This window comes from Halonatronomonas betaini (assembly GCF_015666175.1).
Lineage (GTDB): Bacteria > Bacillota > Halanaerobiia > Halanaerobiales > Halarsenatibacteraceae > Halonatronomonas > Halonatronomonas betaini.
Window position 1 is genome coordinate 157,398 of the sequence record NZ_JADPIE010000003.1, and the last position, 17,063, is coordinate 174,460.

The following is a 17,063-nucleotide window of genomic DNA, read 5'->3' on the forward strand; positions in this document are numbered from 1 at the left end:
CCTATACCCTTCTTAAAGCAACAATCAACTCAATTTCATCAGCGGCATCCTCAATAATATCAGAAATATCTGTTAATCTGGTCAGAAAATCTCTATATAAAACCTTTAAAGCAAAGGAAAGATCATCTCTTTCTGAGAGCATATTAATAAGTTCAGTTTCAATTACATCAATATCTGATTCTAAATCAGCTATCTTCTCAACATAGGTAAAAGCCTGATGAATATCTTTAAATACATACTCTATTGCTTCTATCAATAAATTATATTGCTCAATAGTCAATTCTAAAATTTTATTAATTTTAGACTTACCTTCATCAGTAACATCCATGGATTTAAGTATAATAAAATCCAGAGTTCCTTCAGCATAATCAGCGGCTTTATCAGTAAATTTTAGTAGATTCATAAAATCCCGTCTGGTATTAGGTACTAGAAACCTTTTTTCAATCAGTAGTTGGACAATCTCTCTTCTTAAATCATCAGCTTCAGTTTCAAGTCTGTGGACATTATGGGCAAACTCTTTAAATTCATCAGTCGTTCCAGATTCCAAATAAATATTTAACGCCTTATCAAACTCTTTTAAACAATCTAAAACTTTTAAAGCATGCTTATTATATAATTCTGCAAGTTCACCGGTTTTATTAACAATTCCATTCATTAATTTCACTCCCTGTCAAATTAAGCTAATGTAGAATAAATACAGTCTTTAACAACCTTAAGATTAAATTTTTCAGTAAGATCATCTATCTCATCACTTCTTGTGCCTGGTTGTAACCAGATATATTCAATATTATTACCAGCTATTTCAGGAATAATCTTTTTGCTAATCTCTGGCCTTACCACTATATCAACAACATCAATAGTTTCATCTATATCGTTTAAGCTACTATAACATTTAATGCCATCGATCTCTTCAAGCCTGGGGTTAATTGGAAATACATTATAATCATTATCACTTAGAGTTTTAACTATTTTATAACCGAATTTATCCTTTTTATCACTGGCCCCAACAACAGCCCAGTTCTTTAACTTAAGACTTTCAGCTTTATAATCCATAATTATACCCCCTAAAATTATTAAATAGAAAAATAACCCTGGCCATAAATATACTGGCACAGAGTTATTATAAAAAACTACTCTTCTTCAACTAATTCCATTGGCTGACCACAGCAGACCAATTCGCCTCCACCGACATCTAAAACCTTAACTTCATTCCCACAGACATTACAGTGAAATACCTGACCTTTTTTTGATACATTCATGATATAGCCCCCTTTAAATTAATTATGTTATGATAATTATATTAAAATAAATAATAACTGTCAATTAAAGTTTTTGTAAATTATTTTCAATATCCTCAATAAGAATCTCAGCATCTTCAAGTCCAGCAGAAATACGGAGTAAATATTTACTTATACCTAATCTATCTAAGATTTTTTTATCATAATCTCTATGAGTCATGAAAAATGGGTACTCAATTAATGATTCAATATCGCCTAAACTAACAGCTAATTTAAAATAATCGAGATTATTAACAAATTCCCTGATTTTATTAACATCTGCATCCAGTTCAAAGCTAAGCATGGCCCCTGGCCCAAGCATCTGTTTTTCCCAGATATTTGCTGATTTCTTTGATTCCAGCCCTGGATAATTAACAGATTTCACTCTCTCATCAGCCTGTAAAAACTCAACAATCTTCATAGCATTGGCCTGGGCAGCTTCCATTCTCAACTTCAAAGTTTTCATACCCCTTAAGATCAACCAGGCATTAAATGGACTCATTACACTGCCTAATTCTGTTAAATAATTAAACTTTAAATCCATAGCATAATCTCTGGAATCAGCAACAACAACTCCACCAACCAGATCACCATGCCCACCTAAATATTTAGTGGCACTATGAATAACTATATTAGCACTCTGATCAATTGGATTTTGCAGATAGGGACTTGCAAACGTATTATCAACAACTAATTTACAGTCATTTTCTTTAGCAATTTCAGCAATTCTTTCTATGTCAATAACCTCTAAAGTTGGGTTAGCTGGAGTTTCCATATATAAAACCTTAGTATTTTTATCTACAACCTGATCAAGCTTTTCAAAATCATTAAAATCAACTAGCTTACCTTCAATATTATAATCCCTTAGCCATTCATTAATCAGTTTATAACTGGAGCCATATAAAATTTGATGAGCAACAATATTATCTCCAGGTTCCAATAAAGACAATAAAGTTGCAGAAATAGCACCCATACCTGAAGCAAAAGCAACTCCCGCAGCCCCATTTTCTATTTCGGCCATTTTATCTTCAAAAATCTTTAAAGTCGGATTATTCCCTCTGGTATAAACATAATCATCAGTCTCAAATTCAAAAGCAGCTTCAGCAGCTTCTAAACTATCAAACGTAAAGGTAGAAGTCATAAATATTGGATTATTCAAAGCATTTTCAGGTTTTTTGTCAGGCTCTCTGGCATGGATTAATTTAGTCGAAAAATTATCTTTTGGTTTAATTAATATCAACCCCTTAATCTATCCACAAACAATACACTTATAGTGTAATAGCCTCCAGTGCTATTATACTACTATTTTTAATAGCTTCATCTACCTTATCCCGATGTGGATTATAACTATCAGCATCAAAGTCAATTGCAATCCCGTCAATTGCAAAAATACCACTGGCTGCAACTCCGTGTAAGGAGGCAATAACAAATAATACACTGGCTTCCATCTCAACAGCAAGGGCTCCGGCTTCACTATAATAATTATTAGGCAAAGCCTCAATTTCAGGATAAAATGCCCCAACAGTTAATATTATCCCACTCTGAATCTGTTTGTCAGCTATATCATTAGCTGCTGAAATTAAATTTCTAGTTAAATCCATATCGGCTACTGCCGGGTACTCCTTTTTAATTAACTGTTCTGTCAGGCCATCTTCTCTAATTGCAGCCTCAGAAATAACAATATCTCCATCTTTTATCTTTAAATCCAAGGAACCGGCAGTACCGACCCTTATAATCTCTTTAGCTCCACCTTTAATAATTTCTTCAAAACAGACTGCAGCTCCAGCAGCTCCAACTCCATGGGAAACAACAGTTATTGCCTGACCATTATATTTACCATTTATTACCTTATACTCTCGGTTATATGCCACTTCTTCGACATCATCAATAAATTTAGATATCTTATCAACACGGCCAGGATCCCCACAGACTATAACTTTATCATTAATTTTATCTGGAGTTGTCTTTAAAATTGGCAACATATTGTCTGACATATTTATCGCCCCCTATTAAAGATTTATGACCTTCTTCTATCTTTTATATCTCTTAGACCAGAAACAAAAGGAGGTTTAACAATACCGTATTCTGTAATAATTCCAGTTATATTTTCAGCAGGTGTTATATCAAAGGCTGGATTATATACTCTTATACCATCAGGAGCAATCACTTCAGAACCGATTTTCTTAACTTCATCTGAAGATCTTTCTTCAATTTCAATAAGATCACCATGATCTAAATTATAATCGACTGTTGATCTTGGAGCAACAACATAAAATGGAACTGAATGAACTCTGGCCAATTCTGATAACATATAGGTTCCTATCTTATTGGCAGTATCGCCATTGGCAGCTATTCGATCAGCACCAACTAAAATCAGATCAATCCTGCCATCTCTAATTAGCGTGGCAGCAACACTGTCAGCTATTAAAGTAGCAGGAATATTCTCTTCAACAAGTTCAAAAGCTGTTAATCTGGCACCCTGTAGCCGGGGCCTGGTTTCATCAGCATAAACATGGATATTTTTATTATTTCTGTGGGCTTCTCTAATAACCCCTAATGCTGTCCCGTAATCAACTGTTGCCAGGGCTCCAGTATTGCAGTGGGTCAAGATATTTGCAGACATAGGCACAATCTTATTACCATGTTTGGCCATAGTCTTATTAATTTCAACATCTTCCCGGGCAATATTATTTGCCTCCTGCTCTAGTAATCTGATTAAAGCCTTTCGATTCTGTCCGCTATTTTTCTTAATAATATTAAACATTCTCTTAGTTGCCCAGCTTAAATTAACAGCAGTAGGACGGGCTTTATTTAAATATTCAATAGCTTCTTTCATCTGATTTAAAAATTCATTCTCACTAAGGTCATCATATTCTAAAGCAGCTAAATAAACACCATATGCACCGGTAGCTCCAATAGCAGGCGCTCCTCTAACTACCATATCAGAGATAGCAAAGGCAACCTCCTGGTAATCTTCAGCTTCAAAAAATTCTATTTTCTCAGGTAGCTTTCTCTGATCCAATAAGATTAAAGTTTCTCCATCCAATCTAATTGTTTCATACTTCATAATTATAACCCCCCTTTAGTTAGATTCCTGAATCACCAAAACCAGTAGATTTTCTCTCACTCTCTGGTAATTTATCAACAGGATTCCATTCAACTTGCTCTATCTGGTGAATTATCAGCTGAGCGATCCTGTCTCCCTTTCTTATTTCAAAATCTTCAAGGCTGTGGTTTATTAAAATAACACCAACTTCACCCCGGTATCCAGAATCAATAACCCCTGGTGAATTTAAGACTGTAACACCATAATCTTTAGCAAGACCACTCCTTGGGTAAACAAAACCACCATAACCCTCTGGAATTGCAATCTTAATACCAGTCTTAATCATCCTGAAATTACCTCCAGTCAGGTTACAGTTTTCAGCAGCCATTAAATCAATCCCGGCATCTTCACCAGGATGCTGATATTCAGGTAAGTCAATCGATTTATCAATCTGCTTAATTTCTACTTTCATTATACCACTCCTAACTATTACCTTGCAAAAACATGGTTTCCAATTCGAACAATAACATCTCTTCTGGCCATCCATGCCTGTTCATTTGAAGTTTCAGGATTATAAAAGTATAGAGATCTATCTGTTGGATCTCTGCCATTAACAGCTTCTTGAGCAGCCTGTCTTGTGGAGGGTGAAGGAGCTAAATCTATCTGACCATCTTCAACAGCGCAGAACTGACCATCCTGCATAATAACACCTTCAATAGTATCAGGAAATTTATCACTGATGACCCGATTTATAATAACTGCACCAACTGCAACCTGCCCTAAATATGGTTCACCCCGGGCTTCACCGTTGATTGCTCTAGCAAGTAATTCTATTTCCTGGTTAGAAATAGATCTGGCCAGTAGCTGTCTTTCAGTTAAGTCTTTGGCAGGAACCTGTAATTGATCTCCAGGCCTAATAGAATGATTTTCTAGATCATTTAAAGCAATAATTACACTTGAAGAAGTATTGTATGTCCTTGCAATTTCATAAAGAGAATCACCACTACTGACATTATATGTAACTAAGTCTTCTTCTGATATATCATCAATATCTGCCTGGGCATTGGCATTAACATTGATTGGATAAGACTTTTCAGTAGCTAGATTTAAATCATCTTCACTGTCTAAAAAGTTCTTATTAAAATCCCTTTCAACAGGTTCATCATCATCAAGGGGTATTTCTAAATCATCACCTGATCTAATCATTCCATTGCCGCTCAGTCCATTCCAGGAGGTTAACCTATCAATACTTATATTATAGCCCATTGAAATTTCATAAAGAGAATCCCCTTCTTGAACTGTATAAATCAACTTAAAGTCGATCGCACTGGTCTCTAATGGAAAAATAGCCCCAAAAATAAAAACTAAAATAAATACAGATATTATAACTTTTAAATTAAATTTTGAAATATTCATATTTATAATGCCACTCCTTATCAACAAGAACAAAAATTAATTCTACTAATACTTATATTTCTTTAAAGAATATTAAAATCCTTCATAGTTATCAAATTAACTTTTAAAATCAGGCCAATTTTTATTTAATTTACAGTTCTTTGGCAATGACTTAATAAACCTGCTGCCATAGCTCTTATCAAGGATTCTTCTATCCAGTAGTATGATTTCCCCTTTATCCTTTTTGGACCTGATTAAACGGCCAAATCCTTGCTTAAACTTGATAATAGCTGCCGGGAGTGACTCTTCCCAGAAAGGATTGCCACCAGATTCTCTAATTTTGTCATTTCTAGCAGCAACTATCGGATCTGTTGGAACCTCAAAGGGCAACTTCATTATAACCAGGCCAGCAAGAGATTCTCCTGGAACATCAATCCCTTCCCAGAAACTACTGGTCCCAAGCAGGATCTGCCGCTTTTTATTCTTCAATCTCCTTAAGATAACATGCCTGGGGAGATCTCCCTGGGCTAAAATATTAATATTTAGTGCCTTTAATGGCCCTCTATAAATTTCTTTAAATTGATTTAGCATTTTATAGGATGTAAATAAAATCAAAGTTCTTCCAGCCTTTTTGTCAATATACTCTATTAAATCATCAGAAATTGTATTTAAAAAATCATCATCATAAACAGAGGGAATATCTTCTGGAAGATAAATCCCTATCTGATTTTTATAGTCAAAAGGTGATTCAACAATAAGCTCACCGGTCTTATTTAAACCTAATTTTTTCTTAAAATAATCAAAACTCTCATTTACAGCAAGGGTAGCTGAAGTCATAATATTTGTGGCAACTTTATCAAAAATAACCTCATTTAAAAATTCATTAACTTCAAGCCTTGCATTCCTCTGAATATAATTATTGCTTCCTCTATTAAAACTTTTTTCTATCCAGAATACATATTCATCTAAATGATCCATATAATTTAAATTAACCTCAAGTGCATCAGCCATCTCGTTTAATCTGCTTAAATATGCGTTAATCTCAATCAAAGGATTTTCTTCAGCTGTTGATTTTATATCAAAATTAGACTCAACTAAATCAAATAGGTTTTCAAATTTATAGGCAGTCTTTTTTAAAAGTGAGATTAATCTATCGCCATAATCTTTCCAGTCTTCTATATTGTCATTATTTTTTAAGGTATTTTCTTTTAACCGTAATTTTCTAGAACTTTCTTTTTTCATAAAAGAGCCTAATTCAAAATTATATTGACGATTTAATTCTTCAATTTTGTTAAGATTAGGGAATAATTCTTGATCAATAATATCAATTATTTGTTGGCGATCATTGGGATGGATATTATATTCATTTTTGCGAATTCTGATCAAAGGTGAATGAGTTGAATTCATTATCCTATTTATTAAATTATTTAATGCTGGCGGATAAAAATCCTGACCACTAATCTTTGTAGCAACTTCTGATAAATTATGGGCTTCATCAATAATTAATTCCTGATAGTCAGGGAGAACACTGTAAGCTTTATTCTTTAAAATCCCATCAGCCAGCAAAAGATGGTGATTAACAACTAAAATATCACTCTGATAAATTGATTTTCTGGCTCTTTGAAAATAACACTTTTTAAGATAAGGGCAGGCTGAGTTTAAACACATATCCGACTCTGAAGCAAATTCAGACCAGAGATTATTATCAATTTTTAAAGTAAGATCACTTTTAGAACCATCAAAGTTCTCTTTATTAGTCTGATCATCAATATACTGAGCCACATTTTTTAATTCAGAGTTATTATCATTTCTCTTTAATATGTTTTTTAGTTTTCGATAACAGATATAATTAGACCTGCCCTTAACAAGAGTGGCCTTAAAATCAAAGGGCATAATTTCTTTTAAAAAGACCAGGTCTTTATTAATTAACTGCTGTTGCAAATTAATTGTATTAGTAGAGATTATAACAGGTACATTATTTTGATGGGACCAGATTAAAGCCGGAATTAGATAGGCAAATGACTTTCCTGTGCCTGTGCCAGCCTCAACCATTAATTTTCCATTATTATTAAAGGTCTCAATTATTTCTTTTAAAACCTCTATCTGCTCTTCTCTTTCCTGATAATTTTCCAGAGAATTAGCAAGCTGTCCTCCAGGTTTAAAATATTTGATTATCTCCTCTTTATCAAGGAGCTCTAATTCATCAATACTATCAGGACTTACAACTATATAACTGTCAGTAACACCATTATTAATAATAATAAAACCAATTCCTTTATTGCCTAATTTAGAGGCAATTCTAATATCTGCCGGGGAAGGTCTCAAATCAGCTGAGGGGTGATTATGAATAACAACATCACCTGGTTTAAGATTACTAATAATTGCCGGAGCCATACTTTCATTACCCCGGCTGACTGCTTTAATAGAAGTCAAAACTTCCTGCTTTCCATCATAGACACCCTGAAAAAATACTTCCTGACCTCTTGCAGCATCAATCTGGTCTCGCATATATTCAATTGTATCTTCAGTAAATAGTTTGTTTTCCATTAAAATCCACCTATTTCCTGAGTTCTTTTAATATATCAACATCAGGATCATGGTCAAGATCATCAAACCACGGAGTTTCTAATATAAATGTTTTATCAGCTAATTTAGGATGATTTATTATCTCAGTAAATCCTTCTTTCCCAATATAACCTTCACCAATATGGGCATGTCTATCTTTATTTGTTCCTAATTCAAATTTAGAATCATTTAAATGCAATACTTTAAGTTTATCTAAACCTGGGCCAGTTTCAATCTTATCAAGCAATTGATCTAAACCCTCTTTAGTAGCGACATCATAACCAGCAGAAAAAGCATGGCAGGTATCAATACAAAAACCAACTCTTTCTGGCTCATTCAACTTAGTTATAATTTCATTGAGTTCATCGATAGTTTTACCGATAGCAGTCCCTGCCCCGGCAACATTCTCTAATAATATTTCAGTATTTCCTTCAGTTTCATCCAGCACCTTATTTAAACCATCAATAATTCTTAAAATTCCTTTTTCTTCGCCAGAGCCAGTATGACTTCCAGGATGAAATACCAGGTATTCAGCACCGATTTTGTCAGATCTTCTATAATCATCAATCAGTCCCTGAATAGATTTTTCCCATAAATTTTTCTTAGGAGATGCTAGATTAATTAAATATATTGAGTGGACAACAACAGGATTAATTTTATTAGATTTTCTAGAACTTTTAAAATCATTTATTAGTTCATCTCCCAGGGCACTATTCTTCCAGCCACGAGGATTATTCACAAATATTTGAACAGAATTACAACCAATTTCTGCTGCTCTTGTAATAGCTTTATCAATTCCACCGGCTATTGATACATGTTTACCAAGTTTCATATAATTGACTCCTCTCAAATAATTAAAAAAACATAAACTAGAAAAAACTAGTTTATGTTTTTCAGTTGTTATTTTATTTTAAGCAATATTACTCTTTATCTTCTTCATCAAGTTCTTCAAGAGCTTGAACCCGTGATAGATTTATTCTATCCTGATTATCTATTTTTATTACCTTAACTGGAACCTCATCACCAACACTGACAATATCTTCAACTTTGTCAACATGATAATCAGCCAGTTCAGAAATATGAATTAATCCTTCTTTACCAGGTAAAATTTCAGCAAAAGCTCCAAAATTCATGATCTTTTTAACTGTACCTGTATAAATTTCACCAACGACTACATCTCTAGTCAGATTCTCAATCATTTTCCTGGCTTCTTCGCCACCTTGTTGATCATTAGACATAACATAGACTGTACCGTCATCTTCAATATCAATTTTTGCACCAGTTTCATCAATTATTTTATTGATCATCTTTCCACCTGGACCAATAACATAACGGATCTTTTCTGGATCAATTTTCATAGTTATTATAGATGGCGCATTTGGTGATAGTTCAGGACGGGGTTCAGCAATAGCTTCAGACATCTTTTCAAGGATATGAAGTCTTCCTTCTTTTGCCTGCTCTAAAGCATTTCTCATAATATCTTTGGAGATACCGGTAACTTTAATATCCATCTGTAAGGCTGTTATTCCATCCTTTGTACCAGCGACTTTAAAGTCCATGTCACCTAAGTGATCTTCAAAACCCTGGATATCAGATAATATTGCCACATCATCATCTTCTTTTATTAATCCCATAGCAATACCGCTTACAGGGGCTGAAATTGGAACACCGCCATCCATTAAAGCCATAATGCTTCCACAGATACTTGCCTGTGAAGAAGAACCATTGGATTCAAGGACTTCTGAAACGAGTCTGATTGTATAAGGGAATTCATCCTGACCAGGTAAAACAGGACCAATTGCTTTTTCTCCTAAATGACCATGACCAATCTCTCTTCTGCCAGGACCTCTCATTGGGCTGGTTTCTCCAACACAGAAAGGAGGGAAGTTATAATGATGCATAAATCTCTTGGTCTCATCATCACCAAGGCCAAAAATAGTCTGTTCATCACTGGATGATCCCAGAGTTAATACACTTAAAGCCTGAGTCTCACCTCTGGTGAATAATCCAGAACCATGAACTCTAGGAATTAAGTCTACTTCAGCTGAAATCGGTCTTACTTCATCTAGACTTCGACCATCCGGTCTTTTACCATTACTCATAACTTCTTCTCTAAAGACTTTTTTAGTTACATTATCTAATTCATCTTTAATTAAACCATCAAATTCTTCAGCCTGTTCTTCATCTAAAGTTTCCATAAATTCATCATAAACTCTATCTTTAACATTGCTGATAGCTTCTTCTCTTTCCTGCTTTAACTTAATAAATACAGCATCTCTCAATTCAGCTTCAGCCATTTCAAATAATTGCTTTTTATATTCCTCTGGTAATTCTGGAGGAGTAAATTCCATCTTTTCTTTACCAATTTCTTCACGCATTTTAATCTGCATTTGAGCCAGCTTTTTAATTTCTTCATGGGCTAAATCAAGAGCATCTAAAAATACATCTTCAGAAACCTCATTAGCAGAAGCTTCAACCATCATAACTGCCTCTTCTGTTCCTGCAACTAATAGATCAAGATCTGACTCTTCAGAAAGATCTTCATCAGGATTAATTTTTAGCTCACCATCAATCAGACCAATTCTGACACCGGCAATCGGACCATCAAATGGTATATCAGAAATCATTAAAGCAGCAGATGCTGCATTCATAGCCACAACAGCAGGGTCATTGTCATCTTCGACAGCGAGTATTGTTGCAACGACCTGAATATCATGTCTAAACCCTTTTGGAAATAAAGGCCTTAAAGGACGATCAATTAATCTAGCATTTAAAGTTGCTTGATCTCTTGGTCTACCCTCTCGTCTGTTTACACTGCCAGGTATTTTACCGATAGCATAGATTCTTTCTTCATAATTAACCATTAGCGGCAAGAAATTCACGCCAGGACGAGGTTCTGACATAGTGGCAGTTACAAGTATTGAAGTATCACCATAAGTCGCCATTATTGAACCATTTGCCTGTTTTGCCATCTTACCAGTTTCAAGCTTTAATTTAGTACCATTAATCTCATGTTCCCAGGATTTTACCATAAATCAACCTCCTATTTAAAAGACAGGGAGCGGTAAATCCGCTCCCTAAATAAATTATTTTCTTATTCCAAGACTGGATATCAATTCACGATATCTTTCAACGTCATTATTTTGAAGATATTTTAACATTCTTTTTCTTCTACCGACCATTTTAAGTAGCCCTCTGCGGCTATGATTATCATTCTTGTGTTCTTTTAGATGTTCAGTTAACTCTTTAATTCTTTCAGTTAATAATGCAATCTGAACTTCAGGAGAACCAGTATCTCCTTCTTCTCTCTGGTATTCCTTGATAACCTCTTCTTTTCTCTCTTTACTTATCATTAATTCCACCTCCTTAATTATTAATACTCCAGTAACCAAGATTTCGCTGGTGGTACGAAAATCCTAGTAACGGAAAACTTCTACCTAAACAATTTTAACATAAAACCTCTTTACTGTAAAGCACATCCTGTTTAATAGCCTCAATTAAATCATTTTTATTATCAAACTTTTTTTCAGGTCTAATATATTTAACAAGGCTAAACTCTAAATCTTCACCATACAGGTTTTTATTCAAATCAATTATAAATACCTCTATTCTATATTCACCAACTGTAAATGTTGGATTATGGCCAAAGTTAGCAACTCCTCTTAACCTATTACCATTATAATTAACATACCCGGCATAAACTCCCTTTGCAGGCAAAACATAATCTGTATTTAATGATAAATTAGCAGTAGGAAACCCTAATTTAGCTCCCCGAGCATCTCCATGGACGACTTTACCGGCCATTGTATAATATCTTCCTAAAAGTCCTTTAACTTCATCCATTTCTCCTCTGGATATTAAATGTCTAATCTTAGTACTGGAAATCTTATCTCCGTGATTATTAATAATACTTAAAGGGGTTACAGAAAAATCAAATTTTTCCCCAAGTTCCTTTAAATCCTCAATATTTCCACTTCCACCTCTACCAAATGAAAAGTCTTCTCCAACGACAATATGACCAATATTTAATGATTTATATAATATATTTTCAACAAATTCCTCAAAATCTTTTTTAGCAAATTTTTTAGTGAACTCCTGGCAGAAATAATAATCAATATTCAGATCAGTTAAAAGCCTGACTTTCTGTTCAGGAGAAGTAATAAAACCTGGAATATGATCAGGTGATAAGACCTGTCTTGGATGAGGTTCAAAGGAAAAAACAGCAGGGCTTAAATTATTCTCCCTGGCTATTTCTTTTGTTTTATTTATTACAGCCTGATGTCCCCGATGTATACCATCAAAACTACCAATGGCAATTGCAGACCTTTGACCATCAAATTCTTTAAATTCATTACTATAGATAACTTTCATTCCTTAATTGACCTCCAGACCAAATTCAAACATTTTCTTCTATATTAAATACCTTATCAGGTTTTAGAACATACCTACCATCTTCAAAATCAACCTGACATATAGAAATAAATAAATCATCATCATATAAAATTATATCATCGTCTTTATTAAATTCATATCCATTCAAATTTAATAAATCTTCTTTATATAAAAAGGCTCCATTAGTCGCTCTGATAAAAGCATCAGATTTAATTTTTAATTTAGGGAAATCTAAATACTCTGTTAAAGGAATAAATATTTTTTCTCTATTATTTTCAGTTAAATTTCTCTCTAGTTCTTCTGGATATAAAGCATTTTTTATATCAAAAGGTCCAGATCTGGTTCTTAATAAGAATATCATCACAGCTTCTGTATCAAGCTTTTTACCAATATCTCTTACTAAAGATCTAATATATGTCCCCTTTGAGCAGGTAACCTTAAATCTAATATTAGGAAGATTAATTTCAAGTATCTCAAGATCAAAAATTTCTACATCCCTTGACTCTCTTTCAATTTCTTTTCCTTCACGGGCCAGCTGATATAAACGTTTTCCTTTATAATTAATAGCAGAAAACATTGGTGGTACCTGTTCTATCTTTCCCTGAAAACTTTTAAAAACATCCATGATTATTGCAGGCTTTAATTCTTTCCAGGATTCATCCCTGTCAGTGATCTTACCCTCTAAATCAAGGGTATTTGTTGAAATACCAAGCTTCATATCACATATATAAGTCTTTTTACCCTCTGGTAAAAACTGAATAATTCTGGTTGCCTTTCCAGCACATAAAGGTAAAACACCGGCTGCTAATGGATCAAGGGTCCCGGTATGACCAATCTTTCTCATATCTAAAACCCTTCTAAGCCAGCCAACCATACCAAAGGACGATATCCCAGGAGGTTTTAATAAATTTAAAATTCCGTTGTATTCTGAAATTTTAAATCACCTCCTGAGATCCTGATTTATTTCAATTGCCTTATTTATAACCTTTTCAATGGCCGTTTTTAAGTCCATGTTTATACCGCAACCAGCTGCATTTGGATGGCCTCCACCGCCAAATTCTGCTGCCAGTTCATTGACTGGATAGTAATCATTGGACCTCAGGCTAACTTTAATCCGATCATCTTCTTCATTGAACAAAATCCCAACTTCAATATTATCAATATCTCTGGCAAAATTAACAATACCCTCTTTATCCTCATAATCAGCATCTAGTTCCTCATAATCTTTCTTTTCTAAATATAGATAGGCAATTTTTTCATCTTCTAATATATTCAAATTGTTTAATGCCCTACCAATTAATTTTAAGGTTTTAGGATTTTCTCGGCCATACAGATCTCTATTAATCTCATAAATATTAACACCCTTTGCCATCATCTGATCAATTAATTGAAGTACAGATCTATCAGTATTACTATAGCGAAGAAAACCTGTATCAGATAAAACTGCTACAGCAATATAATATGCAATATCTTTATTAATCTTCCACTTCATATAGTCTGCAATTTCATAAATTATCTGACCTGTTGCAGCCGAGTCTGGAGAAATATAATTAAGATCACCGAAATGCTTATTATCTATATGATGATCAATATTTAAAACTTTATTATTATTTAATAAATCTTTAGCCGGTCCTAATCTCTTTGAATCACTAGAGTCAAGAGCTATAATTGCATTATTGTCATTGATCTTAGTTGACTCATCAATAATAAAATAATCTAAACCAAGATTATTATTTATAAAAGCATATTTATCGTTTAAAGGTTTGTATAACCCAATCTTAACCTCTTTATCTAAATCTTTAAGTAATAATCCAAGACTAAAAATCGAACCAAGACAGTCACCATCAGGATCCTCATGACCGATTAGTAAAAAGCTATCCCAGGCAGCTATAAAGTTAGCAACCTGGGAAATGTTATTGCTTTTTTTAGTTGTCTTCTTCATCGGATTTAGCCTCTTTTTCTTCTTTTCTAACTTCTTTAATTAAATTAGATATATGGATTCCATGTTCAATGGAATCATCATATTTAAAGACCAATTCTGGTGTATGATAAACAGTTATTCTCTCACCAACTAATTTTCTTATAAAACCTGTAGCTTTCTTAAGTCCATCCAGGGTATCATCTCGTTCAGACTGATCACCTATTATGCTAAAAAAGATTTTTGCATGTCTTAGGTCACCACTTAACTCAACATCAGTAATCGAGACAAAACCAATTCTTGGATCCTTAACTTCCTTTAAAATAATATCACTTATTTCTTCTTTTAGGAGTTCTGATAATCTCCTCTGTCTATTTCTTGACATAATATCCACCTCTATCTAATAAGGGAGATTTTATAGAGTACGCTCTATCTCTTTATAGTCATAAAACTCTATGATATCTCCCTCTTTGATATCATTATAATTGGCGATTCCAACGCCACATTCATATCCTTCTTTTACTTCTCTAACATCATTTTCAAAACGTTTTAGAGAAGAAATCTCTCCTTCATGAATAACAACGCTATCCCGGAGCAGTCTTGCCTGATAATTTCTATTTACTTCCCCGTCTGTCACATAGACTCCAGCAATAATTCCTACATCTGGAACAGAGAAAGTAGCTCTGACTTCAGCATGTCCTTTAACAACCTCTTTAATTTCAGGATCTAATAAACCTGACATAGCATTTTTAATATCCTCTAATGCTTTATATATAACTCTATACATTCTAATATCTACATTTTCTTTTTCAGCAAATTTCTGTGCCTTAACACCAGGCCTTACATTAAAACCTATAATTATTGCATTAGAAGCACTTGCAAGGTTAACATCAGTTTCATTAATTGCACCGACACCAGTATGAATTACATTAACTCCAACTTCATCAGTACTTAATCTTAGCAGAGATTCCCTTAATGCTTCAATTGAGCCCTGAACATCAGCTTTAATGATCAGGTTAAGTTCTTGAAGTTCCCCTTCTTGTATCTGATCATAGAAGTCCTCTAATGTTACTTTACTCTCAGTCTGAATTCTAGCCTGATGCTCTTTTTCCTGTCTTTCTTCAGAAATTTCTCTGGCCCTTTTTTCATCCTCAAGAACCTGAACAAAATCTCCAGCTTTAGGAACATCATTAAAACCTAAAACTTCAACTGGCATAGCTGGTCCAGCAACATCAATTCTATTTCCGTGCTCATCTACTAAGGCTTTAACTCGGCCACATACTGAACCTGCAAGAATAGGATCTCCAACTTTTAATGAACCATTCTTAACAAGTACTGTAGCCACCGCACCTCTACCTTTATCCAGTTCAGCCTCAATTATTACACCTTCAGCAGGTCTGTTTGGATTAGCTTTAATATCTTCCATTTCTGCAACAAGTAAAACCATTTCCATTAATTCATCTATATTTTCACCCTTTAATGCAGAAATTTCAACACAGATTGTCTTTCCTCCCCATTCTTCAGGGACAAGTCCATGTTCAGTAAGTTCCTGTTTTACTCTATCTGGTTGTGCATTAGGCTTATCTATCTTATTAACTGCAACAATTAATGGTATATCAGCTGCTTTAGCATGATTAATTGCCTCTACAGTCTGTGGCATTATTCCATCATCAGCAGCAACAACCAGTATTGCTATATCAGTTAACTGGGCACCTCTAGCTCTCATAGCTGTAAAGGCTTCATGACCTGGGGTATCAATAAATGTTATCTTTTGATCACCTGATATTGCCTGATAAGCACCTATATGCTGGGTAATTCCACCGGCTTCAGATTCGGTAACCCTTGTCTTTCTTATCATATCAAGCAATGTAGTTTTGCCATGATCAACATGCCCCATAACAGTTACAATTGGAGAACGCAACCTGTAATCAGCCGGGTCTTCCTCAAAGTCAACCTTGACTTTGCTTCCATCACAGGTGAAATCTTCCTCCTCCTCAGGAGCAGCAATTTTAGCAGGTAAATCTAACTCATCAATCAATAATTCCAGGGTCTCTTCATCCAGGGAATAATTAATATTACCCATAATTCCTAGACCCATTAAATCTTTTAAAAGTGTGTTAGCCTGCATGCCAACTTCTTCAGCAAAATCCTTTACTTTTATTGGAGGAATAATAGCAACCCTATCATCCTCTTTATCCTCTTCAATCTCTTTATCTATTTCATCAACTTTTTCATCTGCTTTTTCTTTTTCAGATCCTGTCTCCTCCTCATCATCTGTCTCGGATTCAGAATACATCCCTCTAACAAGGTCAGCAGTATCATCCTCAACTGTACTCATATGGCTTGTTACTTCAACATCTAATTCCTGTAATATATCAACAAGCTCTTTACTTTCCATATTTAATTCTTTTGCTAAACTATAAACTCTAATTTTTCCCATCTATCAAGCACCTCCATAAGTATCTATCTT

General features: G+C 34.1%; 17 protein-coding genes. All 17 read right to left on the reverse strand.

Going from position 1 to position 17,063, the window contains the following annotated elements; all coding sequences use genetic code 11:
- Position 1: 1 nt before the first annotated feature.
- Entirely contained in the window at positions 2-655 is a 654-nt protein-coding gene (locus I0Q91_RS06200; protein ID WP_270453556.1) for a DUF47 domain-containing protein, read from the reverse strand.
- Positions 656-675: 20 nt separating this feature from the next.
- Positions 676-1,053 (reverse strand): CoA-binding protein, encoded by a 378-nt coding sequence (locus I0Q91_RS06205; RefSeq protein ID WP_270453557.1) that lies wholly within the window; start codon positions 1,051-1,053, stop codon positions 676-678.
- 77 nt (positions 1,054-1,130) lie between these two features.
- A complete protein-coding gene (locus tag I0Q91_RS06210; RefSeq protein WP_270453558.1) occupies positions 1,131-1,259 on the reverse strand; it encodes a desulfoferrodoxin FeS4 iron-binding domain-containing protein in 129 nt (42 codons plus the stop codon).
- A gap of 64 nt (positions 1,260-1,323) precedes the next feature.
- Positions 1,324-2,517, reverse strand: coding sequence for a trans-sulfuration enzyme family protein (locus I0Q91_RS06215; RefSeq protein ID WP_270453559.1), 1,194 nt, complete (start codon positions 2,515-2,517; stop codon positions 1,324-1,326).
- 28 nt (positions 2,518-2,545) lie between these two features.
- Complete coding sequence (locus I0Q91_RS06220) at positions 2,546-3,271, reverse strand: nucleoside phosphorylase (protein ID WP_270453560.1); 726 nt, start codon at positions 3,269-3,271, stop codon at positions 2,546-2,548.
- 23 nt (positions 3,272-3,294) lie between these two features.
- Entirely contained in the window at positions 3,295-4,347 is a 1,053-nt protein-coding gene (gene mtnA, locus I0Q91_RS06225; protein ID WP_427854497.1) for an S-methyl-5-thioribose-1-phosphate isomerase, read from the reverse strand.
- 16 nt (positions 4,348-4,363) lie between these two features.
- Positions 4,364-4,795 carry a dUTP diphosphatase gene (gene dut / locus I0Q91_RS06230; protein ID WP_270453562.1) on the reverse strand — a complete coding sequence of 144 codons (432 nt, stop codon included), beginning with the start codon at positions 4,793-4,795 and terminating at the stop codon, positions 4,364-4,366.
- 17 nt (positions 4,796-4,812) lie between these two features.
- Entirely contained in the window at positions 4,813-5,739 is a 927-nt protein-coding gene (locus tag I0Q91_RS06235; protein ID WP_270453563.1) for a cell wall hydrolase, read from the reverse strand.
- Positions 5,740-5,835: 96 nt separating this feature from the next.
- Positions 5,836-8,265, reverse strand: a complete 2,430-nt coding sequence (locus I0Q91_RS06240) for a helicase C-terminal domain-containing protein (protein ID WP_270453564.1) — start codon at positions 8,263-8,265, stop codon at positions 5,836-5,838.
- 10 nt (positions 8,266-8,275) lie between these two features.
- Positions 8,276-9,115, reverse strand: coding sequence for a deoxyribonuclease IV (locus I0Q91_RS06245; RefSeq protein ID WP_270453565.1), 840 nt, complete (start codon positions 9,113-9,115; stop codon positions 8,276-8,278).
- An 88-nt stretch (positions 9,116-9,203) separates the two neighbouring features.
- A complete protein-coding gene (locus tag I0Q91_RS06250) occupies positions 9,204-11,315 on the reverse strand; it encodes a polyribonucleotide nucleotidyltransferase (protein ID WP_270453566.1) in 2,112 nt (703 codons plus the stop codon).
- 54 nt (positions 11,316-11,369) lie between these two features.
- Positions 11,370-11,636 carry a 30S ribosomal protein S15 gene (rpsO, locus tag I0Q91_RS06255; RefSeq protein WP_270453567.1) on the reverse strand — a complete coding sequence of 89 codons (267 nt, stop codon included), beginning with the start codon at positions 11,634-11,636 and terminating at the stop codon, positions 11,370-11,372.
- Positions 11,637-11,730: 94 nt separating this feature from the next.
- On the reverse strand, positions 11,731-12,654 hold the full coding sequence (locus I0Q91_RS06260) for a bifunctional riboflavin kinase/FAD synthetase (RefSeq protein WP_270453568.1): 924 nt from the start codon (positions 12,652-12,654) through the stop codon (positions 11,731-11,733).
- A 25-nt stretch (positions 12,655-12,679) separates the two neighbouring features.
- Positions 12,680-13,609, reverse strand: a complete 930-nt coding sequence (gene truB, locus I0Q91_RS06265; RefSeq protein ID WP_345790962.1) for a tRNA pseudouridine(55) synthase TruB — start codon at positions 13,607-13,609, stop codon at positions 12,680-12,682.
- 6 nt (positions 13,610-13,615) lie between these two features.
- Positions 13,616-14,617 carry a DHH family phosphoesterase gene (locus I0Q91_RS06270; RefSeq protein ID WP_270453570.1) on the reverse strand — a complete coding sequence of 334 codons (1,002 nt, stop codon included), beginning with the start codon at positions 14,615-14,617 and terminating at the stop codon, positions 13,616-13,618.
- Positions 14,601-14,978 (reverse strand): 30S ribosome-binding factor RbfA, encoded by a 378-nt coding sequence (rbfA, locus tag I0Q91_RS06275; protein ID WP_270453571.1) that lies wholly within the window; start codon positions 14,976-14,978, stop codon positions 14,601-14,603. The genes I0Q91_RS06270 and rbfA overlap by 17 nt, the downstream gene beginning before the upstream one ends.
- Before the next feature lie 30 nt (positions 14,979-15,008).
- Positions 15,009-17,033 carry a translation initiation factor IF-2 gene (gene infB / locus I0Q91_RS06280; protein ID WP_270453572.1) on the reverse strand — a complete coding sequence of 675 codons (2,025 nt, stop codon included), beginning with the start codon at positions 17,031-17,033 and terminating at the stop codon, positions 15,009-15,011.
- Positions 17,034-17,063: the final 30 nt, after the last annotated feature.